The 21,132-nt window shown below is 67.1% G+C and carries 19 protein-coding genes; 10 read left to right on the forward strand and 9 right to left on the reverse strand.

The genetic code is table 11. The annotated features are described in order from the left end of the window. The first annotated feature begins 310 nt into the window (after positions 1–310). From metX to U5809_RS25530, 4 genes are all read left to right on the forward strand, one after another. Positions 311–1,456, forward strand: a complete 1,146-nt coding sequence (gene metX, locus U5809_RS25515) for a homoserine O-succinyltransferase MetX (RefSeq protein ID WP_282506199.1) — start codon at positions 311–313, stop codon at positions 1,454–1,456. Next, positions 1,453–2,061 (forward strand): methionine biosynthesis protein MetW, encoded by a 609-nt coding sequence (gene metW / locus U5809_RS25520; protein WP_166962431.1) that lies wholly within the window; start codon positions 1,453–1,455, stop codon positions 2,059–2,061. The genes metX and metW overlap by 4 nt, the downstream gene beginning before the upstream one ends. A gap of 119 nt (positions 2,062–2,180) precedes the next feature. Then, positions 2,181–3,602 carry an AmpG family muropeptide MFS transporter gene (locus U5809_RS25525; RefSeq protein ID WP_322088554.1) on the forward strand — a complete coding sequence of 474 codons (1,422 nt, stop codon included), beginning with the start codon at positions 2,181–2,183 and terminating at the stop codon, positions 3,600–3,602. Next, on the forward strand, positions 3,592–4,650 hold the full coding sequence (locus U5809_RS25530) for a M48 family metallopeptidase (protein WP_322088555.1): 1,059 nt from the start codon (positions 3,592–3,594) through the stop codon (positions 4,648–4,650). The genes U5809_RS25525 and U5809_RS25530 overlap by 11 nt, the downstream gene beginning before the upstream one ends. A 9-nt stretch (positions 4,651–4,659) precedes the next feature. Here U5809_RS25530 and U5809_RS25535 read toward each other — a convergent pair whose 3' ends face one another. Further along, entirely contained in the window at positions 4,660–5,604 is a 945-nt protein-coding gene (locus tag U5809_RS25535) for an AraC family transcriptional regulator (protein ID WP_282506202.1), read from the reverse strand. 226 nt (positions 5,605–5,830) lie between these two features. On the opposite strand from U5809_RS25535, the gene U5809_RS25540 reads away from it, so the two are divergent. Beyond that, a complete protein-coding gene (locus tag U5809_RS25540; RefSeq protein WP_322088556.1) occupies positions 5,831–6,883 on the forward strand; it encodes an NAD(P)-dependent alcohol dehydrogenase in 1,053 nt (350 codons plus the stop codon). 86 nt (positions 6,884–6,969) lie between these two features. Here the strand turns inward: U5809_RS25540 and U5809_RS25545 are convergent, their stop codons facing one another. The 5 genes from U5809_RS25545 to gatC all read right to left on the reverse strand — a co-directional run bounded on the left by U5809_RS25545 (position 6,970) and on the right by gatC (position 12,081). Beyond that, positions 6,970–7,743: an exodeoxyribonuclease III gene (locus U5809_RS25545; RefSeq protein WP_176050804.1), complete on the reverse strand. Its 774-nt coding sequence runs from the start codon at positions 7,741–7,743 to the stop codon at positions 6,970–6,972. Between the two features lie 41 nt (positions 7,744–7,784). Next, positions 7,785–8,624 (reverse strand): polyphosphate kinase 2 family protein, encoded by an 840-nt coding sequence (locus tag U5809_RS25550; protein ID WP_176050805.1) that lies wholly within the window; start codon positions 8,622–8,624, stop codon positions 7,785–7,787. 118 nt (positions 8,625–8,742) lie between these two features. Then, positions 8,743–10,218: an Asp-tRNA(Asn)/Glu-tRNA(Gln) amidotransferase subunit GatB gene (gatB, locus tag U5809_RS25555; protein WP_176050806.1), complete on the reverse strand. Its 1,476-nt coding sequence runs from the start codon at positions 10,216–10,218 to the stop codon at positions 8,743–8,745. Between the two features lie 3 nt (positions 10,219–10,221). Further along, positions 10,222–11,712 carry an Asp-tRNA(Asn)/Glu-tRNA(Gln) amidotransferase subunit GatA gene (gene gatA, locus U5809_RS25560; protein ID WP_124455769.1) on the reverse strand — a complete coding sequence of 497 codons (1,491 nt, stop codon included), beginning with the start codon at positions 11,710–11,712 and terminating at the stop codon, positions 10,222–10,224. Between the two features lie 69 nt (positions 11,713–11,781). Beyond that, entirely contained in the window at positions 11,782–12,081 is a 300-nt protein-coding gene (gene gatC / locus U5809_RS25565) for an Asp-tRNA(Asn)/Glu-tRNA(Gln) amidotransferase subunit GatC (protein WP_006477478.1), read from the reverse strand. A gap of 367 nt (positions 12,082–12,448) precedes the next feature. Here gatC and U5809_RS25570 point away from each other — a divergent pair, with 367 nt between their 5' ends. The 5 genes from U5809_RS25570 to rodA all read left to right on the forward strand — a co-directional run bounded on the left by U5809_RS25570 (position 12,449) and on the right by rodA (position 18,728). Beyond that, entirely contained in the window at positions 12,449–13,492 is a 1,044-nt protein-coding gene (locus tag U5809_RS25570; protein WP_004189550.1) for a rod shape-determining protein, read from the forward strand. Positions 13,493–13,611: 119 nt separating this feature from the next. Then, entirely contained in the window at positions 13,612–14,679 is a 1,068-nt protein-coding gene (gene mreC / locus U5809_RS25575; RefSeq protein ID WP_176050808.1) for a rod shape-determining protein MreC, read from the forward strand. Then, a complete protein-coding gene (gene mreD / locus U5809_RS25580) occupies positions 14,676–15,188 on the forward strand; it encodes a rod shape-determining protein MreD (protein ID WP_176050809.1) in 513 nt (170 codons plus the stop codon). The genes mreC and mreD overlap by 4 nt, the downstream gene beginning before the upstream one ends. A gap of 94 nt (positions 15,189–15,282) precedes the next feature. After that, the gene (gene mrdA / locus U5809_RS25585; protein ID WP_282506207.1) at positions 15,283–17,568 is read left to right on the forward strand and encodes a penicillin-binding protein 2; all 2,286 of its coding nucleotides are present in this window, start codon (positions 15,283–15,285) and stop codon (positions 17,566–17,568) included. Between the two features lie 11 nt (positions 17,569–17,579). Further along, positions 17,580–18,728 (forward strand): rod shape-determining protein RodA, encoded by a 1,149-nt coding sequence (gene rodA / locus U5809_RS25590; RefSeq protein WP_322088557.1) that lies wholly within the window; start codon positions 17,580–17,582, stop codon positions 18,726–18,728. 81 nt (positions 18,729–18,809) lie between these two features. Here the strand turns inward: rodA and U5809_RS25595 are convergent, their stop codons facing one another. The 3 genes from U5809_RS25595 to queD all read right to left on the reverse strand — a co-directional run bounded on the left by U5809_RS25595 (position 18,810) and on the right by queD (position 21,114). After that, the gene (locus U5809_RS25595) at positions 18,810–19,562 is read right to left on the reverse strand and encodes a tetratricopeptide repeat protein (RefSeq protein WP_322088558.1); all 753 of its coding nucleotides are present in this window, start codon (positions 19,560–19,562) and stop codon (positions 18,810–18,812) included. Continuing rightward, positions 19,559–20,344: an HpcH/HpaI aldolase family protein gene (locus U5809_RS25600; protein WP_322088559.1), complete on the reverse strand. Its 786-nt coding sequence runs from the start codon at positions 20,342–20,344 to the stop codon at positions 19,559–19,561. The genes U5809_RS25595 and U5809_RS25600 overlap by 4 nt, the downstream gene beginning before the upstream one ends. Before the next feature lie 317 nt (positions 20,345–20,661). Next, positions 20,662–21,114, reverse strand: a complete 453-nt coding sequence (queD, locus tag U5809_RS25605) for a 6-carboxytetrahydropterin synthase QueD (protein WP_006482561.1) — start codon at positions 21,112–21,114, stop codon at positions 20,662–20,664. Positions 21,115–21,132 lie beyond the last annotated feature (18 nt).

Here is a 21,132-nt window from a genome sequence, read left to right on the forward strand (position 1 = left end):
GCCGGGCACCTCTGCGTCGATACTCGACGATTCGCGCCTGCAAACCGGCGGCTGTGCCGCGAAATCCGTGCCCTGCCGAATTCCGCTATACTCGTCCGACTTGCCGCCTCCCTGGCGGCAGGCCGGAAGCGCGCCGATTTGCTGACTCGATTGCGGGCGCGCGAACCGGCCGGGGCCTTGATGCGTCGCTGCGTCGTTCCCCGGCGGTTCACTACAAATGCGGCTAAAGAGGTCGTCAGCCGCGCACCTTCGACTCCGCGCCTCGCCGACACCATTTAGCCGCCCAGTCATAAGGCATAAGGCGGAACGAATGGAATCGATCGGCATCGTCGCTCCACAGACCATGCACTTCGCCGAACCGCTGCGCTTGCAAAGCGGCAGCGTCATCGGCAACTATCAGCTCGTCGTCGAGACGTACGGCGAGCTCAACGCCGCGCGCTCGAACGCGGTGCTCGTCTGCCACGCGCTCAACGCGTCGCACCACGTCGCCGGCGTCTACGCGGACGATCCGCGCAGCACCGGCTGGTGGGACAACATGGTCGGCCCCGGCAAGCCGCTCGACACCAACCGTTTCTTCGTGATCGGCGTGAACAATCTCGGCTCGTGTTTCGGCTCGACCGGCCCGATGAGCCTCGATCCGTCGACCGGCAAGCCGTACGGTGCGCGCTACCCGGTCGTCACCGTCGAGGACTGGGTGCATGCGCAGGCGCGCGTCGCCGACGCGTTCGGCATCGAGCGCTTCGCCGCGGTGATGGGCGGCAGCCTCGGCGGCATGCAGGCGCTCGCGTGGAGCCTGATGTATCCGGAGCGCGTCGCGCACTGCATCGACATCGCGTCGACGCCGAAGCTGTCCGCGCAGAACATCGCGTTCAACGAGGTCGCACGCTCGGCGATCCTGTCCGACCCCGACTTCCACGGCGGCGACTACTACGCGCACGGCGTGAAGCCGAAGCGCGGCCTGCGCGTCGCGCGGATGATCGGCCACATCACGTATCTCTCCGACGACGACATGGCCGAGAAATTCGGCCGTGCGCTGCGCCGCGCCGACGGTGCGCTCGACGCGTACAACTTCAGCTTCGACGTCGAATTCGAGGTCGAGTCGTACCTGCGCTACCAGGGCGACAAGTTCGCCGACTACTTCGATGCGAACACGTACCTGCTGATCACGCGCGCGCTCGACTACTTCGACCCGGCGAAGGCGTTCGACGGCAACCTGACGGCCGCGCTCGCGCACACGCAGGCGAAGTACCTGATCGCGAGCTTCTCGACCGACTGGCGTTTCGCGCCCGCACGCTCGCGCGAGATCGTGAAGGCGCTGCTCGACAACAAGCGCACGGTCAGCTACGCGGAAATCGACGCACCGCACGGTCACGACGCGTTCCTGCTCGACGATGCGCGCTATCACAACCTGATCCGCGCGTATTACGAACGAATCGCCAACGAGGTGGGTGCATGAACCAGCAAGCGCTGAATTCCCTGTCCGCGCGCGCGGACTTCCGCACGATCGCACGCTGGGTCGAGCCGCGCTCGACCGTGCTCGACCTCGGCTGCGGCGACGGCTCGCTGCTCGCGCTGCTGATGGAAGAACTGGACGTCACCGGTTACGGCATCGAACTGAACGACGCGGGCGTGCTCGCGAGCGCGAAGAACGGCATCAACGTGATCCAGCAGAATCTCGAGGACGGCCTGCGGCTGTTCGAAGACCACAGCTTCGACATCGCGATCCTGTCGCAAACCTTGCAGACGATTCACCAGACGGCCGCGATCCTGCGCGAAACGGCGCGCGTCGGCCGCGAGTGCATCGTGTCGTTCCCGAACTTCGGCTACTGGTCGCACCGTCTGTCGGTGCTGCACGGCCGGATGCCCGTGTCGAAATCGCTGCCGTACCAGTGGCACAACACGCCGAACGTGCGGGTGCTGACGATCGAGGATTTCGAGGCGCTCGCGCCCGAAGTCGGCGTCACGATCCTCGACCGCGTCGTGCTGCACGAAGGCCAGCCGATTCGATGGGGAGCGAACTGGCGTGGTAGTCTTGCTGTCTATCGCGTCAAGCGCAGCTGAGCCGGGGGGCCGTTGACGGACGCCGACGGCCCGCACGCACGTGCGGCCGCGCTCCTGTGCTACCCGCGCCGCCGCCTGCGCTGCCGCCGCAATCAGTCAACGCTACCCAGTTCCAGTCCATGTCGAAAACGCCACACGAGGCGCCCGCACTCACCGCTCACGAGGAGCACCCCGGCTGGCGAGCCTATCTGAACACGCACATGCTGATCTGCGTGTTCCTCGGCTTCACGTCAGGTCTGCCCCTCTTCACGCTCGTCTACCTCGTGCAGGCATGGCTGCGCTCCGAGGGCGTGAACCTGAAGGAAATCGGCCTGTTCGCGCTGATCCAGTTCCCGTATACGTGGAAGTTCCTGTGGGCGCCGCTGATGGACCGCTACATCCCGCGCCTGCCCGGCTGGCGGCCGGGCCGCCGGCGCGGCTGGATGCTGCTCACGCAGGTGCTGGTCGCGGGCGCGATCGCCGCGCTCGGCTTCGTGTCGCCGCGCGACTCGATCTGGACGGTGGCCGCGCTCACGACGCTCGTCGCGTTCTTCGGCGCGAGCTCCGACATCGTCATCGACGCGTATCGCCGTGAACTGCTGCGCGACACCGAGCAGGGCCTCGGCAACGCGGTGCACGTGAACGCGTACAAGCTCGCCGCGCTGATTCCCGGCTCGCTCGCGCTGATCCTGTCCGACCACATGCCGTGGGACGCCGTGTTCGCGCTCACCGGCGCGTTCATGCTGCCGGGCATCCTGATGACACTGCTCGTGCGCGAGCCCGAAGTGGTCGGCGCGCCGCCGCGCAACCTGCGCGACGCCATCGTGCTGCCGTTCCGCGAATTCATTCAGCGCGACGGCTGGGCCGGTGCGCTGCTCGTCATCGCGTTCATCTTCCTGTTCAAGATCGGCGACACGATGGCAACCACGCTGTCGACATCGTTCTTCCTCGACATCGGCTTCTCGCGCACCGAGATCGGCATCGTCGCGAAAACCACCGCGCTCGTCGCGAGCGTCGCCGGCGGCATCATCGGCGGCATCTGGCTCGTGAAGATCGGCATCGGCCGCGGGCTGTGGGTCTTCGGCGCGCTGCAGATGGTGTCGACGCTCGGCTTCGCATGGCTTGCGCACGTCGGCCCCAGCTCGTCGGTGCTCGCGATGCTCTACGAATTCACGGTCACGGCAAGCCACGCGCTTGCATCGTTCCTGTCGATCTTCGGCTTCGAGGTCACGCCGCATCTGAGCCCGATGACCGTCGCACTCGCGCTCGTCTACGGCTTCGAAACCTTCACGACCGGCCTGACGATGGCCGCGTTCGTCGCGTACATCGCCAGCACGACCGACCCGCGCTATACGGCCACGCAGTTCGCGCTGTTCACGAGCCTCGCGTCGGTACCGCGCACGCTCGCGTCGGCCGCGAGCGGCTTCATCGTCGCGAAGATCGGCTGGTTCGACTACTTCATCGTGTGTACCGCGCTCGCGATTCCCGGCATGTTGCTGCTGTTCAAGATCGCGCCGTGGAACGGCATCGCACGCAACGGCGAGGCCAGCCGTGCGCAGTGACCGCCTGCGCCGCGTCGCGCGCGTTGCGGCCTCGCTGGGCATCGGCGCCGCGGCACTCGCCGCAACGTTCGCGCATGCGTCCGACACCGCTGCGACGGCAGCAGGCTCAGCGCCAGCCGCCACGCCCGCTACCGCGCCGTCGACTTCCAGCGCACCCGTCGCGCCGTCCGCCGCCGAAGCCGCGCAGCCGACCGGCGCCGCCGTGCCGGCGAAGGCGTATGCGCAGACACCGCAACAGCAGGTCCGCTACGGCAACGCAATCGCGTTCCGCACGCTGATCCCGTCGCCGCTGCTCGAGCAGCTCACCGCGAACGAATACGCGCAGATCGTGCAGGCGGCCGCCGACAGCAACCGGTTGCTGCCCGCGAACCAGCCGCGCGTGAAGCGCCTGCGCGCGATCGTCGCGAAGCTCGCGCCGTATTCGGTGAAGTGGAACGATCGCGTGAAGAGCTGGACGTGGGACGTCAACGCGATCCGCTCGCGCGACATCCGCCTGACCTGCCTGCCCGGCGGCAAGGTGCTCGTGTATGGCGGCATGCTCGACCGCGTCCGCCTGAACGACGACGAGCTCGGCGTGCTGCTCGCGCACGGCATCGCGCACGCGCTGCGCGAACACGCGCGCAGCAACTTCAGCGCGACGTCGCAGACGTCGCTGCGTGCGGCCGCGCTGCCGCCGCTGTTCGGCGTCGGCGATCCGCTGCCGCAGGCGCTGAATCTCGGCGAGCGCCTGCAATCGCTTCACTACGAGCCGACCGACGAGACCGAAGCCGACGTGATCGGCGGCGACATCGCCGCACGCGCGGGCTTCGATCCGCGCGCGGCCATCACGCTGTGGGACAAGCTCGCGGTCGCGACACGCGCGAACAAGGCGACGGGCTTCATCTACACGCACCCGTACAGCACCGCGCGACGCCAGGATCTGCTGAACCGGCTGCCCGACCTGATTCCGCTGTATGCAAAGGCGATCGGCAAGCGCGTCGATTCGCTGCCCGACTATGCGGGCATCAGCGCACAGCGGCGCAAAGTCGTCCGGCGTGCCGCCGGGTAACGCCGGGCGCTACGCGTCCACGTCGGCCGCAACCGGGCGGACACCGCTTTCACGCATCCAGCGCACCTCGTCACCGGGGCTGCGGCCGAACAGCCGCTTGAACTCGCGACTGAACTGCGACGCGCTCGCGTAGCCGACACGCGCGGCCGCCGTGCCGGCGCCGACCCCGTCCTGCACCATCATCAGCCGCGCCTGATGTAGCCGCGCGGCCTTCACGTACTGCATCGGCGAGGTTGCCGTCACGTGCTTGAACTGCGCATGGAACACCGCGAGGCTCATCCCGGCTTCGCGCGCGAGCGTTTCGACATCGAGGTCGGCCGTCAGCTCCGCGTGGATGCGCCGCAGCGCCTTCGCGATGCGGCCGAAGTGATGCTGCTGCACGAGCGCCGCGCGCATCGCGTCGCCCTGTTCGCCCGTCAGCACGCGATACGCGATCTCGCGCATGATCGCGGGCCCCAGCACGCGCGTGTCGTGCGGCGACGCGAGCGCTTCGAGCAGCCGCACGACCGCGTCGGCCAGCGGCGCGTCGAGCGGCGTCGAATAGACGCCGAGCGGTTCGCTGACGGCCGCGCCGAGCGTCTCGTCGAGCAGGATCGCCAGTTCGGCGATCACCGCGAGGTCGACGCGGATCGAGATCGCGAGAAACGGCTCGTCCATGCTCGCGAACGTCTCGCACTCGAACGGCAGCGGCACCGACAGCACCAGGTACTGCTGCGCGTCGTACACGAACGAGCGGCCGCCGAGATAACCGAGCTTGCGCCCCTGGCACACGACGATGATGCTCGGTTCGTACAGCACGGGCATGCGTGGCGCGGGACGGCTGACGCGAAAAAGGCGCACGCCGTCGAGCGCCGCGAACGTGTCGCCTTCGTTCGGCGCAAGGCGCGTGTGCAGCTCGATCATGCGGCGCTGCACACGGTCGCCCGCATCGGCAAAAAGGGGCTGAAAGCTCATCGGCGTGGTCCTGTCCGGCAAGAGAATCTGGCTCGCAATGTAGCACCTTGAACGCGTTTTAGCGGCTGTTCGCATGCAGTTCAAGAGGAATAGGCAAATCTTCCAGACCTTCGTGTATTTCGCCGCGGCGCCGCGCTCCGTACGATGACGTCCTGCCTCGCCGCATCGCCACATGATGCGACGGCAGTCTGATTCGCCGGATCCGTCCGGACAAGGAGCCCAACGCATGAGCACAACCTATGCCTACGCGGCGACCGATTCGCAGTCGCCGCTCGCCCCGTTCGAATTCCAGCGTCGCGCGCTGCGCGACCTCGACGTCCAGATCGACGTCCTCTACTGCGGCGTCTGCCACTCGGATCTGCACCAGGCGCGCAACGAATGGCGCAACACGATCTACCCGGTCGTGCCGGGCCATGAAATCGTCGGCCGCGTGACCGCGACCGGCGCGCAGGTCTCGCGCTTCAAGGTCGGCGAACTGGTCGGCGTCGGCTGCCTCGTCGATTCGTGCCGCACCTGCCCGAGCTGCGCGGACGGCCTCGAGCAATACTGCGAGAACGGCTTCGTCGGCACCTACAACGGCCAGGATCGCGTGACGGGCGACATCACGTTCGGCGGCTATTCGACGCACCTCGTCGTCGACGAGGCGTTCGTGCTGCGCGTGCCCGAGTCGCTCGACCCGGCCGGCGCCGCACCGCTCCTGTGCGCGGGGATCACGACCTACTCGCCGCTGCGGCAGTGGAACGTCGGCCCCGGCAAGAAGGTCGGCATCGTCGGCCTCGGCGGCCTCGGCCACATGGGCGTGAAGCTGGCGCGCGCGATGGGTGCGCACGTCGTGCTGTTCACGACGTCGCCGTCGAAGATCGAGGACGGCAAGCGCGTCGGCGCGCACGAAGTCGTGATCTCGAAGGACGAAGCGCAGATGCATGCGCACCTGAACAGCTTCGACTTCATCCTGAACACGGTCGCCGCACCGCACGACCTGAACCCGTTCCTGCACCTGCTGAAGCGCGACGGCACGATGACGCTCGTCGGCGCGCCGGAGCACGATCACCCGTCGCCGCAAGTGTTCAACCTGATCTTCAAGCGCCGCCGCCTCGCGGGCTCGCTGATCGGCGGGATCGCGGAAACGCAGGAAATGCTCGACTTCTGCGCGGAGCACGGGATCACGTCGGATATCGAGACGATTCCGATGCAGCAGATCAACGCCGCTTACGAGCGGATGCTGAAGAGCGACGTGAAGTACCGGTTCGTGATCGACATGGCGTCGATCAAGCAGTAAGCACCGCGTCAAACGAAACGGGCCGCATGTCAGACATGCGGCCCGTTTTGCATTCGGCGGCTGCGCACGCGGCGCAGCGCCGCCGATCACTTCTTGTAGTCGTAGTCGATCGTCAGCGGCGCATGGTCGCTGAACTTGATGTCCTTGAAGATCGACGTGCTTTTCGCGGTGCCGGCCACGCCAGGCGTCGCGATCTGGTAGTCGATCCGCCACCCGACGTTCTTCGCGTATGCCTGGCCGCGGTTGCTCCACCACGTGTACTGCTCGGCGCGCGGGTCGAGCGTGCGGAACACGTCGACGTAGCCGACATCGTCGAACAGCTTCGTGAGCCACTCGCGCTCTTCCGGCAGGCAGCCCGAGTTCTTCTGGTTGCTCTTCCAGTTCTTGATGTCGATTTCCTTGTGGACGATGTTCACGTCGCCGCACAGGATCACTTCGCGCTTCTTCTTCAACTGAGCGAGATGCGGCATGAATTCGTCCATGAAGCGGTACTTCGCCTGCTGGCGTTCTTCGCCGCTCGAGCCGGACGGTACGTACACCGACACGACCGACAGCTTGCCGTAGCGTGCCTCGACGTAGCGCCCTTCGGAATCGAATTCGCTGCTGCCGAAGCCGATGATCACGTCATCGGGCTCGCGCCGGCTGTACACGCCCGCGCCGCTGTAGCCCTTCTTCTCGGCGTGGTGGAAATAGCTCTTGAAGCCGTGCGGCTCGACGAATTCGGCCGGCAGGTCGTCGGCCGATACCTTGATTTCCTGCACGCACACGCAATCGGCGTTCTGTTCGCCGAGCCAGTCGAAGAAGCCCTTCTTCGCGGCGGAGCGGATGCCGTTCAGGTTGGCGGTAATCACTCGCATCATGTCGGGTTCCGTTCAGTTCGATGTTTTTACAGGGTGGCAGCTTAACGGATCTTCACGCCTTCGAGCTCGGGCTTCGGCGGCGGGAATTCCAGCTTCATGTCGGTCATCGCGCGCAGCAGCAGCTCGGCGATCATCACGTTGCGGTGCGTCTTCGAATCGGCCGGGATCACGTACCACGGCGCATGCTCGGCCGACGTCGCGGCGAGTGCGTCACGGTACGCGGACTGGTACGCGTCCCAGTGCTTGCGCGCATCGAGATCGGAGATGTCGAACTTCCAGTGCTTGGTCGGATCGTCGATGCGCGCCTGCAGCCGCTCGCGCTGCTCGTCCTTCGAGATGTGCAGGAAGCATTTGATGATCGTCGTGCCGTTCTCGGACAGCATCGTCTCGAAATCGCGGATCTGCCGGTAGCGGCGCTCGCATTCCTTCGCGTCGATCAGGTCGAGCACGCGCGGCACGAGCACGTCTTCATAGTGGCTACGGTTGAAGATCGCGAGCTCGCCCGCGGCCGGCACCTGCGCATGCACGCGCCACAGGAAGTCGTGCGCGGCCTCGATCGGCGTCGGCGCCTTGAACGGCACGATGCGCAGGCCGAGCGGATCGACGTCGCGGAACACCGCGCGCACGGTGCCGTCCTTGCCGCTGGTGTCCATCCCCTGCAGCACGAGCAGCACGCGCTTCTTCTGTTGCGTGTGCAGGCGCTCCTGCTGCGTGTCGAGTTCGGTCGACACGGCCGACAGCCGTTCGCGGTCGGCGTCCTTCGAGCCGGACGAAAACGGCTTCGCGGCCGGGTCGAACGCATCGAGCTTGAATGCGGCGGCTTCCTTCTCGCGCGTGCTGTACGGCACGCGGAAATCGTCGAGCGACGGTTGTTTCGCCATTCGTTCCTCCGTTGGACGGTGTGGTGCATACGATAACGCATCCACCAAACGCAACGGGCCGCTCCGAACTGGTTCGGAGCGGCCCGTCGTCAAGCGCGGTTCTGGCGCGCTGTCATGCTCAGCCGAGCTTCTTCTTCAGCAGTTCGTTGACCTGCTGCGGATTGGCCTTGCCCTTCGTGGCCTTCATCGCCTGGCCGATCAGCGCGTTGAACGCCTTTTCCTTGCCCGCGCGGAATTCCTCGACCGACTTCGCGTTCGCCGCGAGCACTTCGTCGATGATCGCTTCCAGCGCGCCGGTGTCGGAGATCTGCTTCAGCCCCTTCGCGTCGATGATGCGGTCGGCCGCGCCTTCGTCGGTCGCCTTCTCGTCCCAGATCGTCGCGAAGATTTCCTTCGCGATCTTGTTCGAGATCGTGCCGTCGGCGATGCGCTGCAGCAACAGCGCGAGCTGCGCAGCCGACACGGGGATCGCGTCGATCTCGATGCCGTCGCGGTTCAGCTGCGACGACACGTCGCCCATCAGCCAGTTCGCGACGATCTTCGCGTTCGCCGCACCGGCCTTCGCGACCACGGACTCGAAGTACGCGGCCATCGCCTTGCTCGACGTCAGCACGCCCGCGTCGTACGCGGACACGCCGTACTCGTCGACGAAACGCTGCTGGATCGCGGCCGGCAGTTCGGGCATGCCGGACTGCACGCGCTCGATCCAGTCCTGGCCGATCACGAGCGGCATCAGGTCGGGATCGGGGAAGTAGCGGTAATCGTGCGCGTCTTCCTTGCTGCGCATCGAACGCGTCTCGCGCTTGTCCGGATCGTACAGGCGCGTTTCCTGCACGACTTCGCCGCCGTCCTCGATCAGCTCGATCTGGCGACGGACTTCGAAGTTGATCGCTTCCTCGAGGAAGCGGAACGAGTTCAGGTTCTTGATTTCCGCGCGCGTGCCGAACTTCTCCTGGCCGACCGGGCGCACCGACACGTTCGCATCGCAGCGGAACGAGCCTTCCTGCATGTTGCCGTCGCAGATGCCGAGCCACACGACGAGACCGTGCAGCGCCTTCGCGTACGCAACGGCTTCTGCCGCGCTGCGCATTTCCGGCTCGGTGACGATCTCGAGCAGCGGCGTGCCCGCGCGGTTCAGGTCGATCCCCGTCATCCCGGCGAAGTCTTCATGCAGAGACTTGCCCGCATCTTCCTCGAGGTGCGCGCGGGTCAGGTTGACCGTCTTCTCGTACGCTGCCTTGCCGGCCTTCTCGTTGGCGGGCACCTGGATCGTGATCTGGCCGCCCTGCACGACCGGAATCTCGTACTGGCTGATCTGATAGCCCTTCGGCAGATCGGGGTAGAAGTAATTCTTGCGCGCGAAGATGCTGCGCGGCGCGATGGTCGAGCCAATCGCGAGACCGAAGCGGATCGCGCGTTCGACCGCACCGCGGTTCAGCACCGGCAGCACGCCCGGCAGCGCCAGGTCGACCGGGCAGGCCTGCGTGTTCGGTTCGGCGCCGAACTGCGTCGACGCGCCCGAGAAAATCTTCGAGACGGTCGACAGTTGCGCGTGCGTCTCGAGACCGATAACGACTTCCCATTGCGTAGTCATTGCTTACACCCCTGCCGGAACTTGCTTGTGCCAGTCGGTCGCGCGCTGGAACGCGTCGGCGACCTGCAGCATCCGGGCTTCGTTGAAATAGTTGCCGATGATCTGCAGGCCGACCGGGCGCTTCGCGTTCGCGCCCGCGCCGAAGCCGCACGGCACGCTCATGCCGGGCAGGCCGGCGAGGCTCACCGACAGCGTGTAGATATCCGCGAGATACATCTGCACCGGATCGTCGCCCTTCGCGCCGAGATCCCATGCGACCGTCGGCGACGCCGGGCCCATGATCACGTCGCACGACTTGAACGCTTCCTGGAAATCGTTCGCGATGATGCGGCGGATCTTCTGCGCCTGCAGGTAGTACGCGTCGTAGTAGCCGTGCGACAGCACGTACGCGCCGACCAGAATCCGGCGCTTCACCTCGGGGCCGAAGCCTTCGGCGCGCGACTTCTTGTACATGTCGAGCAGGTCGCCGTACTGCGCGGCGCGATGGCCGAAGCGCACGCCGTCGAAACGCGACAGGTTCGACGACGCTTCCGCCGGCGCGATCACGTAATACACGGGGATCGACAGTTCCGTCTTCGGCAGCGACACCGGCACGAGCGTCGCGCCGAGCGCTTCATACTGCTTCAGTGCGGCGTCGATCGTCGCGCGCACGTCGTCGGCGAGGCCTTCGCCGAAATATTCGTTCGGCAAACCGATGCGCAGGCCCGCGAGCGGCTTGCCCGCGTCGTTGCCGGCCGCCCACGGCTGGCCGAGGTGGCGCGTGAAATCTTCGTCGTCGCGCTCGAGGCTCGTCGAATCGCGCTCGTCGAAGCCGGCCATCGCGTTCAGCAGCAGCGCGCAGTCGGACGCGCTCTGCGCCATCGGGCCGCCCTGGTCGAGCGACGACGCGAACGCGATCATCCCGTAGCGCGACACGCGGCCGTAGGTCGGCTTGATGCCCGTCACGCCCGCGAACGACGCGGGCTGGCGGATCGAGCCGCCGGTGTCGGTGCCGGTCGCGGCCGGCGCGAGGCGCGCGGCGACGGCGGCCGAGCTGCCGCCCGAGCTGCCGCCCGGCACCGCGTTCGTGTCCCACGGGTTCTTCACCGCGCCGAACGCGGAATTCTCGTTCGACGAGCCCATCGCGAACTCGTCCATGTTGGTCTTGCCGAGCGTGACCATGCCGGCCGCCTGCAGGCGGGCGACGACGGTCGCGTCGAACGGGCTCTCGTAATTCGCGAGCATCTTCGAGCCGGCGGTCGAGCGCCAGCCGCGTGTGACGAAGACGTCCTTGTGCGCGATCGGCAGGCCGGTGAGCGCGCCGCCCGCGCCGCGCGCGAGCTCCGCGTCGGCGGCTTTCGCCTGCGCGAGGGTCAGATCGGCGTCGACGTGGACGAACGCGTTCAGGTCGCGTGCGGCGTCGATCCGTTTCAGGTAGTGCTGCGCGAGCTCGACGGCCGAGCATTCCTTGGCGGCGAGCGCGGCGCGCAGTTCGGTCAGGCTTTTTGCGTGCATTGAGTGGTTTTCCTGGGAATTCTGGGTGGCGCGCGGCGCGAAGGCGGCGGCGCGCTTGTCATCGAATGCTTACTCGATCACCTTCGGCACGAGATAGAGGCCGTCCTGGACGGCCGGCGCCGGACGCTGGTTGTCGTCGCGATTGACGACCTCCGTCACGGCGTCGTCGCGCAGGCGCTGCGCGACTTCCTGGATCTGTTCGATCGGGTGGGCGAGCGGCGCGATGCCGGCGGTGTCGACCGCCTGCATCTGTTCGACGAGGCCGAAGAATTCATTGAGCTGGCCGAGCATGTGCTCGGCGTCGGCGTCGGCCATTTCGAGTCGCGCCAGGTGCGCGATGCGTTTCACATCGGTCAGGGTCAGGGCCATGCGATCACCGGAAAAACAAGGCTGCGCAGCGCATCAAAAGCAGCACTGCGGCGGGGGGTTGGAGGGTGCGATCCCACCCTCAAAAATCGGGGCCGAAGCGGCAAAAATACCACCCGTTTCGATTCAAATACCGTGAAATTATAAGGTATCATTACGCGTTCGACCCAAACCCGGCAGCCTTTTCCCGCACCGTTTCGCCTCGCTTCGGCAAGCCGTGCGTGCATCGTGCGATCCCCGGTAGACATCACTCGCAGCTTCGTGCGCCGCGGCGGCCGCTTCCGCCACGCTTCCCGAGGCTGTTATTTTTTCCGCTGCCGCCCTCAGCGCTCGCTATGCAGGGCCGGCCCAGAGCGAAACAGGATTCTGAATGTTCGGTTTTTTGCGCAGCTACTTCTCCAACGATCTCGCGATCGACCTCGGCACCGCAAACACCCTGATCTACATGCGCGGCAAGGGCATCGTGCTCGATGAGCCGTCCGTCGTGTCGATCCGCCAGGAAGGCGGCCCCAACGGCAAGAAGACGATCCAGGCGGTCGGCAAGGAAGCCAAGCAGATGCTCGGCAAGGTGCCGGGCAACATCGAGGCGATCCGCCCGATGAAGGACGGCGTGATCGCCGACTTCACCGTCACCGAGCAGATGATCAAGCAGTTCATCAAGACCGCTCACGAATCGCGCATGTTCTCGCCGTCGCCGCGCATCATCATCTGCGTGCCGTGCGGCTCGACCCAGGTCGAGCGCCGCGCGATCAAGGAAGCCGCACACGGCGCCGGCGCATCGCAGGTCTACCTGATCGAGGAGCCGATGGCGGCCGCGATCGGCGCGGGCCTGCCGGTGTCGGAAGCCACCGGCTCGATGGTCGTCGACATCGGCGGCGGCACGACCGAAGTCGGCGTGATCTCGCTCGGCGGCATCGTGTACAAGGGTTCGGTCCGCGTCGGCGGCGACAAGTTCGACGAGGCGATCGTCAACTACATCCGCCGCAACTACGGCATGCTGATCGGCGAACAGACCGCCGAGGCGATCAAGAAGGAAATCGGCTCCGCGTTCCCGGGCTCCGAAGTCAAGGAAATGGAAGTGAAGGGCCGCAACCTGTCGGAAGGCATCCCGCGCAGCTTCACGATCTCCAGCAACGAAATCCTCGAAGCGCTGACCGATCCGCTGAACCAGATCGTGTCGTCGGTGAAGATCGCGCTCGAACAGACGCCGCCGGAACTCGGCGCCGACATCGCCGAACGCGGGATGATGCTGACGGGCGGCGGTGCGCTGCTGCGCGACCTCGATCGCCTGCTCGCGGAAGAAACCGGCCTGCCGGTGCTCGTCGCCGAAGATCCGCTCACCTGCGTCGTGCGCGGTTCGGGCATGGCGCTCGAGCGCATGGACAAGCTGGGCAGCATCTTCTCGTACGAGTGATCGTCTAAGCTTCATATGACGCACCCGCGGCGTGGCCGGATCGCTCGATTAGAACGAACCGCCGCGCCGTTTGCGCGTCTGAGCATCATTTAACCGATCCCACGCGCCCGGCGCCGACCATGGAATACAGTCCGCCGCCCCTCTTCAAGCAAGGTCCGCCCGCGCTCGCGCGGCTCATCTTCTTCGTTGCCCTCGCCATCGCGCTCCTCGTATCGGACGCGCGCTTCAGCACGCTCGAAATCCTCCGCGGCGTGCTCGGCACCGTGCTCTATCCGCTGCAGCGCGCGGCGCTCGTGCCGCGCGACCTGTTCATGGGCGCGGCCGACATCGCCGTCACCGGCGCATCGCTGCGCCACGAGAACGACGATCTCCGCAAACGCAACCTGCAGCTGTCCACGCAGGCCAACCAGGCCGCCGTGCTCACGCAGGAAAACGCGCATCTGCGCGCCGTGCTCGAGCTGCGCCAGCACATCGCGACGCAATCGACGCCGGTCGAGATCCAGTACGACACCAGCGATCCGTTCACGCAGAAGATCGTGATCGGGCAAGGTTCGCAGCAGGGCATCCAGAACGGCTCGCCCGTCGTCAGCGAAGACGGCGTGATCGGCCAGGTCACGCGCGTGTTCCCGCTGCAGGCTGAAGTCACGCTGGTCACCGACCGCGATCTCGCGATTCCCGTGCAAGTGCTGCGCACCGGCCTGCGCAGCGTGATCTACGGCACGCCGAAGGGCGATTCGCTCGATCTGCGCTTCGTGCCGACGAGCGCGGATCTCGTGGCCGGCGACGAGCTCGTCACGAGCGGCCTCGACGGCGTCTATCCGCCCGGCCTGCCGGTCGCGAAGGTCGCGCGTGTCGACAAGCTCGCCGATACGGCCTTCGCGCGCGTGACCTGCGCGCCGATCGCCGCCGTGCGCGGTGCGCGCCAGATGCTCGTGCTGCATTACCAGAACGACATCCCGCCGCGCCCGGCCGAGCCCGATCCGGCCGCCGAGAAGAACGCGAAGGGCAAGAAGGGCGCGAAAGCCGCCGCGAAGGGCGAGAAGGCAGACAAGGCCGACGCTAACGCCAAGCCGGCCGCCGCGGCCCAGCCCGCCGCGAAGCCTGCGCCGGCGGCGCCCGCCGCCTCCGGCAAACCGGCCACCGCGCCCGCGAAGCCCGCGGCCGGGCAACCAGGAGCCCAGCGATGAACCGCCCGCAATACATCCTGCAGCCGGTCAATCCGTACTTCATCGTCTTCAGCCTCGCCGCCGCGTTCCTGCTGAACCTGATGCCGTGGGGCCGCCTGCCCGGCGTGCCCGACTTCGTCGCGCTCGTGCTGCTGTTCTGGAACATCCACCAGCCGCGCAAGGTCGGGATGGGCGTCGCGTTCCTGCTCGGCATCCTGATGGACGTGCATGACGCGGGGCTGCTCGGCGAGCACGCGCTCGCCTATACGTTGCTGTCGTACGGCGCGATCACGATCCACCGCCGCGTGCTGTGGATGCCGATCGGCGTGCAGGTGCTGTATGTCACGCCGCTGCTCGTCGTCGCGCAGCTCGTGCCGTTCGTGATCCGTCTCGTGATGGGCGCCGCGTTCCCCGGCTGGCGCTACCTCGTCGACGGCTTCGTCGAAGCCGCGCTGTGGCCGATCGCGAGCCACCTGCTGCTGATGCCGCAACGCCGCCCGGTCGATCCGGACGATACGCGCCCCATCTGAGCCGGACCGACCTTGAATATCCGCCGCCCCCACGCCCGTTGCGCCCAGGGGCGGCACCTCGCCCGCCCGCGCGGGCCGCATCGACTGTAACCGCATGACCGAATTCAACGACACCCAACAGCAGCTCTCGAAGTTCCGCCTGCGCGTCGCGGCGGCGGGCGTGTTCGTGTTCGTCTGCTTCGGGCTGCTCGCGAGCCGTTTCTTCTACCTGCAACTGATGCAGCACGGCAAATACGCGCTGCAGGCCGAGGAAAACCGCATCTCGGTCGCGCCGATCGTGCCGAACCGCGGGATCATCACCGACCGCAACGGCGTGATCCTCGCGAAGAACTATTCGGCGTACACGCTCGAGATCACGCCGTCGAAGCTCGACGACACGCTCGACAACACGATCGACAAGCTGTCCGAGATCATCCCGATCGACGCACGCGACCGCCGCCGCTTCAAGAAGCTGCAGGAAGACTCGAAGAACTTCGAGAGCCTGCCGATCCGCACGCGGCTCACCGACGCGGAAGTCGCGCGCTTCACCGCGCAGCGCTTCCGCTTTCCCGGCGTCGACGTGCGCGCGCGGCTGTTCCGCCAGTACCCGCTCGGCATGACGGCCGCGCACGTGATCGGCTACATCGGCCGGATCTCGAAGCGCGACCAGGATCGCATCGACGCGATGAGCGACGACAACGACAGCGACCAGGAAACCTACGATCCGCGCCGCGACGCGAACAACTACAAGGGCACCGACTACATCGGCAAGATCGGCGTCGAGCAGAGCTACGAAACCGAGCTGCACGGGCTGACGGGCTTCGAGGAAGTCGAGGTGACGGCCGGCGGCCGGCCGGTGCGCACGCTGTCGCGCACGCAGGCGACGCCCGGCAACAACCTCGTGCTGTCGCTCGACATCGGGCTGCAGCAGGCCGCCGAGCAGGCGTTCGCCGGCAAGCGCGGCGCGCTCGTCGCGATCGAACCGAAGACGGGCGACGTGCTCGCCTTCGTGTCGTCGCCGAGCTTCGATCCGAATTCGTTCGTCGACGGCATCGACCAGCAGACCTGGGACGAGCTGAACAACTCGACCGACAAGCCGCTCCTGAACCGCCCGCTGCACGGCACCTACCCGCCCGGCTCGACGTACAAGCCGTTCATGGCGCTCGCGGGCCTGACGCTCGGCAAGCGCACGCCGGGCTGGGGCTTCCAGGATCCCGGCTACTTCACGTTCGGCGGCCACACGTTCCGCAACGACGTGCGCTCCGGCCAGGGCTGGGTCGACATGAACAAGGCGATCATGGTGTCGAACGACACCTACTTCTACATGCTCGCGCGCGACCTCGGCGTGAACTCGATCGCGAACTTCATGAAGCCGTTCGGCTTCGGCCAGATCACCGGGATCGACATCCAGGGCGAGGCGCGCGGGATCCTGCCGTCGACCGACTGGAAGAAGAAGGCGTTCAAGAAGGCCGCGCAGCAGAAGTGGTTCGACGGCGAGACGATCAGCCTCGGGATCGGCCAGGGCTACAACTCGTTCACGATCCTGCAGCTCGCACACGCGACCGCGACGCTCGCGAACAACGGCGTCGTGATGAAGCCTCACCTCGTGAAGGAAGTCGAGGATCCGATCACGCGCGGGCGCCACCTGACCGTGCCGAAGGAAAGCGAAGTGATCCCGCTCAAGCAGGCCGACATCGACGTCGTGAAGCGCGGGATGGAGAACGTGATCGAGAACCCGTCCGGCACGGCATACAAGGTGTTCCGCGGCGCACCGTACCTCGCGGCCGGCAAGACCGGTACCGCGCAGGTGTTCTCGCTGCAGGGCTCGAACTACAAGGGCCACCTGCTCGCCGAGCACCTGCGCGACCACGCGCTGTTCATCGCGTATGCGCCGGTCGACCACCCGCAGATCGCCGTCGCGCTGGTCGTCGAGAACGGCGGCTGGGGCGCGCAGGCCGCGGGCCCGATCGCGCGCCGCGTGCTCGACTACTACCTGATCGACCGCCAGAACCCGAAGAACGAGGCTGCGGCCGTAGCGGCCGCCGCGTCGGCGACCGAACCCATCAGTGCGCCGGTGATCGGCGACGCGACCAAGCCCGCCGCCGTCGCGGCCGGCTTCACGGCGTTGCCGCAGCCGGTCGTGCCGACCGCGGCCAGCGCGGCGGATGCGGCATCGGCTGCGTCGGCAGCCGCCGCATCGGACGCGGCCGGCGCCAGCGCGGCCCAGCCGGCCGACGCGAGCGCCGCGGCGCCGAGGGCCGCGAGCCTGCCGCCGATCCGGCGCCCGCACCGGCCGCGCCGCCCCGCCAGCGACGCGCAGCCGCTCGTCGCCACGCCGCGGGACGACAACCACCGTGCGACGGCCCCCGCGAAAGCGGCGGACGCCGGCACCGCTCATTAACGGAGAAAGGCATGCAATTCGACAAGCGCGCCTGGCTCGACAAGATCAAGCAGATGTTCGCGGGCTTCGACCGCCCGCTCGCCCTCATCGTGTTCCTGCTGCTGTGCGTCGGCATCGTCACGCTGTACAGCGCGGCGATCGACATGCCGGGCCGCGTAGAGGACCAGTTGCGCAACATCCTGCTGACGTTCGTGCTGATGTGGGTGATCGCCAACATCCCGCCGACCACGCTGATGCGCTTCGCGGTCCCGCTCTACACGTTCGGGGTCGCGCTGCTGATTGCCGTGGCGCTGTTCGGGATGACCAAGAAAGGGGCGAAGCGCTGGCTGAACGTCGGCGTCGTGATCCAGCCGTCTGAAATCCTCAAGATCGCGACACCGCTGATGCTCGCGTGGTACTACCAGCGCCGCGAGGGCGGGGTGCGCTGGTACGACTTCCTCGTCGCGTTCGGGATCCTGATGGTGCCCGTCGGGCTGATCGCGAAGCAGCCCGACCTCGGCACGGGCCTGCTCGTGTTCGCGGCCGGTTTCTTCGTGATCTACCTCGCCGGCCTGTCGTTCAAGCTGATCGTGCCGGTACTCGTCGCGGGCGTGATCGCGGTCGGCTCGATCGCCGTGTTCGAAGAGCGTATCTGCCAGCCCGAAGTGCAGTGGCCGCTGATGCACGACTACCAGAAGCACCGCGTGTGCACGCTGCTCGACCCGACCTCCGACCCGCTCGGCAAGGGCTTCCACACGATCCAGGCCGTGATCGCGATCGGCTCGGGCGGCGTACTCGGCAAGGGCTACCTGAAAGGCACGCAGGCGCACCTCGAATTCATTCCGGAAAAGCACACCGACTTCATCTTCGCGGTGTTTTCCGAGGAATGGGGGCTCGTCGGCGGGCTCGTGCTGCTGACGCTGTACATGGCGCTGATTGCGCGCGGGCTCTACATCGCCGCGCAGGGCGCGACGTTGTTCGGCCGCCTGCTCGCGGGCTCGCTCACGCTCGCGTTCTTCGTCTACGCGTTCGTCAACATCGGGATGGTGAGCGGCGTGCTGCCGGTCGTCGGCGTGCCACTGCCGTTCATGAGTTACGGCGGCACCGCGCTCACGACGCTCGGCATCGCGATCGGGATGATCATGAGCGTCGGGCGGCAGCGGCGGCTGATGAAGAGCTGACCGCGCAGCCTGCACCGCAGTCAAGGAAAACGGCGCCCCGGGGCGCCGTTTTGCATGGGGCGGACCGAACGCCGCGTGCGCTCACTGCGGCGGCGAGTGCGGCCCGCCCGGCTCCGCCCCGCCGCCCGACGCCGGCGCCTGCGACTTCAACCGCGCGCTCAGCTCCTTGAATTTCAGCCCGGCCGTCTCGTCGCCCTGTGCGGCCGCCGCCGCGTAATACGCCCGCGCGATGTTCAGGTTCTGCGCGACGCCGTCGCCGCCGCGCTCGTAGAACGACGCGGTCACGTACTGCGCGGTCGGCTCGCCCGCGTCGGCGGCCTGCTTGTACCACGCGAACGCCTGCCGGTTGTCGCGCGGCGTACCGCGCCCGTCGAGGAACTGGTTCGCGAGCGACAGCGCGGCCTGCACGTGCCCCTGCTTCGCCGCGCGCAGGAACCAGCGGTGCGCTTCGACCGGATTGCGCGTGACGAACTCGCCGTCGTCGAACATCCGGCCGTACACGTACTGCGCATGCGACATGTTCGCGTCGGCCGCGCGCTTCAGCCAGCGCAACCCTTCGTCGACGTTCGCGGTCACGCCTTCGCCCGTCAGCAGCATCATTGCGTAGTTGAATTGCGCGAGGCGATCGCCGCGCTCGGCCGCGTCGTGAAACTGCACCAGCGCCGCGCGATAGTCACCGGCGTTGTAGTCGGCGACCGCCGATTGCGTCTCGCGCGACGGATCGGCCTTCTCTTGCGGCGCGCCCTGCGCGACCGCCGCGATACACAGGGCCCACAGGCCGAACATCACACCGATCCGCGCGCGCCCGCGGCACGCACCGTCAGCACCGTTCATGACCGTACCTCCTGCAGCGCCTGCCGCGTTGCGCGCAACAACCAGCTCACGTCGGCCGACACCGAGATCATCCGGTAACCGGCCTCGCGGTACTGGCGTGCAGCCGCCGTATCGCCCGCGAAGATGCCGACCGCGACGCCGCCCTGCCTGCCGGCCGCGAGCACACGCGCCATCGCGGTTTCGACGTCCGGGTGGCGGATGTCGCCGAGGTGCCCGAGGCTCGCCGCGAGATCGGCCGGGCCGACGAACAGGCAGTCGACGCCCGGCGTCGCCGCGATCCGCTCGACCTCGTCGACACCGCGCGCCGATTCGATCTGCACGATCACCGCGACCTGCGCGTTGGCCGTCTGCACATAATCGCGGCGCATGCCGAATGCCGCCGCGCGCACCATGCCCGCGACACCGCGCAGCCCGTCGGGCGAATCGGGCGACGGATAGCGCGTGAGCCGCACCGCGTGCGCGGCTTCGTCAGGCGTCTCGATGGACGGAAACATCAACGTGCGTGCGCCGGCATCGAGCGCGCGCTTCACGAGCCACGGCTCGCGCGCCGGCACGCGCACGACCGGCTCGCTCGGCAGGTGCGCGGCCGCGATCGCACGCAGCTGCGAGGCCACGTCGCGGCTGTCGTTCGGCGCGTGCTCCATGTCGATGCAGAGCCAGTCGTAGCCGGCATGCGCGAGCGCTTCCGCAGCCGACTCACTGCCGAGCGACAGCCACAGGCCATACAGCGGATCGTCGCCGTCACGCAGGCGTTGTTTGAGGGAATTGGTGAGCGTGCTCATCGATACGGCCTCCTGGACGGAACGGCAATCGAACGGGACAAGCAACAGCCGAGGCGGGACACAACACGTCGTGCAGCGCAGCACGGCGGCGACACCGGGATCGCGCCCTGGAACGTTAGTCGGCGACGGACAGCGGATCTGACAGCGCGCGCCGTGCAACGGCGCACGGGCGCATTGTCCGGCGCCACTCAACGATCATAGCGCGGCGTTACGCGGAATGTGGGAACAGGCGGGAAGCTGCGCCGGCGCGGATCGAAGCCGCGCGACACGATGACAGGCAGCCCGCGCCGGCCAGCGCGGGCTGCCAGGAAGGCGGATCAGCGGCCGGGCTGGCGCTCGACGTCGGCCCAGCAGTTCGGCGTTTCGTACAGGCGCACGCGCTCGAGGCGCAGGTTCACGCCGTAGTGCGCGTCGTACACGTTCGCGAGGAGGTCGAACGCGATCGCCGCGAGGTTCTCGACGGTCGGGATCCGGTCGATCACGACGGTCTTGTGGTCGGCCATCTGCTCGAGGAACGAGCGCACGACTTCGTCGCGCGCATAGACCAGGAACGCGTGGTCCCACTTGCTGACGAGGTGCTCCATCGCAAGCGCCTTCACGTCGGCGAAATCCATCACCATGCCGCGGTCGGGCGCCCCCTCGGTATCGACGAGATCGCCGCGCAGCGTGATTTCGAGCACGTAGCGATGGCCATGCAGGTTCCTGCACTGGCTGCGGTGATCGGGGATGCGGTGGCCCGCGTCGAATTCGAGTTTTCGGGTAATCAGCACGATGTCAAAAGCCGTGGC

The organism is Burkholderia sp. BCC1999, from assembly GCF_905339975.1.
Taxonomy (GTDB): Bacteria; Pseudomonadota; Gammaproteobacteria; order Burkholderiales; family Burkholderiaceae; genus Burkholderia.

Coding starts and splice junctions, on each gene's coding strand:
- metX (WP_282506199.1), top strand. CDS start 311: ATGGAATCGATCGGCATCGTCGCTCCACAGACCATGCACTTCGCCGAA.
- metW (WP_166962431.1), top strand. CDS start 1,453: ATGAACCAGCAAGCGCTGAATTCCCTGTCCGCGCGCGCGGACTTCCGC.
- U5809_RS25525 (WP_322088554.1), top strand. CDS start 2,181: ATGTCGAAAACGCCACACGAGGCGCCCGCACTCACCGCTCACGAGGAG.
- U5809_RS25535 (WP_282506202.1), bottom strand. CDS start 5,604: ATGAGCTTTCAGCCCCTTTTTGCCGATGCGGGCGACCGTGTGCAGCGC.
- U5809_RS25540 (WP_322088556.1), top strand. CDS start 5,831: ATGAGCACAACCTATGCCTACGCGGCGACCGATTCGCAGTCGCCGCTC.
- U5809_RS25545 (WP_176050804.1), bottom strand. CDS start 7,743: ATGATGCGAGTGATTACCGCCAACCTGAACGGCATCCGCTCCGCCGCG.
- U5809_RS25550 (WP_176050805.1), bottom strand. CDS start 8,624: ATGGCGAAACAACCGTCGCTCGACGATTTCCGCGTGCCGTACAGCACG.
- gatB (WP_176050806.1), bottom strand. CDS start 10,218: ATGACTACGCAATGGGAAGTCGTTATCGGTCTCGAGACGCACGCGCAA.
- gatA (WP_124455769.1), bottom strand. CDS start 11,712: ATGCACGCAAAAAGCCTGACCGAACTGCGCGCCGCGCTCGCCGCCAAG.
- gatC (WP_006477478.1), bottom strand. CDS start 12,081: ATGGCCCTGACCCTGACCGATGTGAAACGCATCGCGCACCTGGCGCGA.
- U5809_RS25570 (WP_004189550.1), top strand. CDS start 12,449: ATGTTCGGTTTTTTGCGCAGCTACTTCTCCAACGATCTCGCGATCGAC.
- mreC (WP_176050808.1), top strand. CDS start 13,612: ATGGAATACAGTCCGCCGCCCCTCTTCAAGCAAGGTCCGCCCGCGCTC.
- mreD (WP_176050809.1), top strand. CDS start 14,676: ATGAACCGCCCGCAATACATCCTGCAGCCGGTCAATCCGTACTTCATC.
- mrdA (WP_282506207.1), top strand. CDS start 15,283: ATGACCGAATTCAACGACACCCAACAGCAGCTCTCGAAGTTCCGCCTG.
- rodA (WP_322088557.1), top strand. CDS start 17,580: ATGCAATTCGACAAGCGCGCCTGGCTCGACAAGATCAAGCAGATGTTC.
- U5809_RS25595 (WP_322088558.1), bottom strand. CDS start 19,562: ATGAACGGTGCTGACGGTGCGTGCCGCGGGCGCGCGCGGATCGGTGTG.
- U5809_RS25600 (WP_322088559.1), bottom strand. CDS start 20,344: ATGAGCACGCTCACCAATTCCCTCAAACAACGCCTGCGTGACGGCGAC.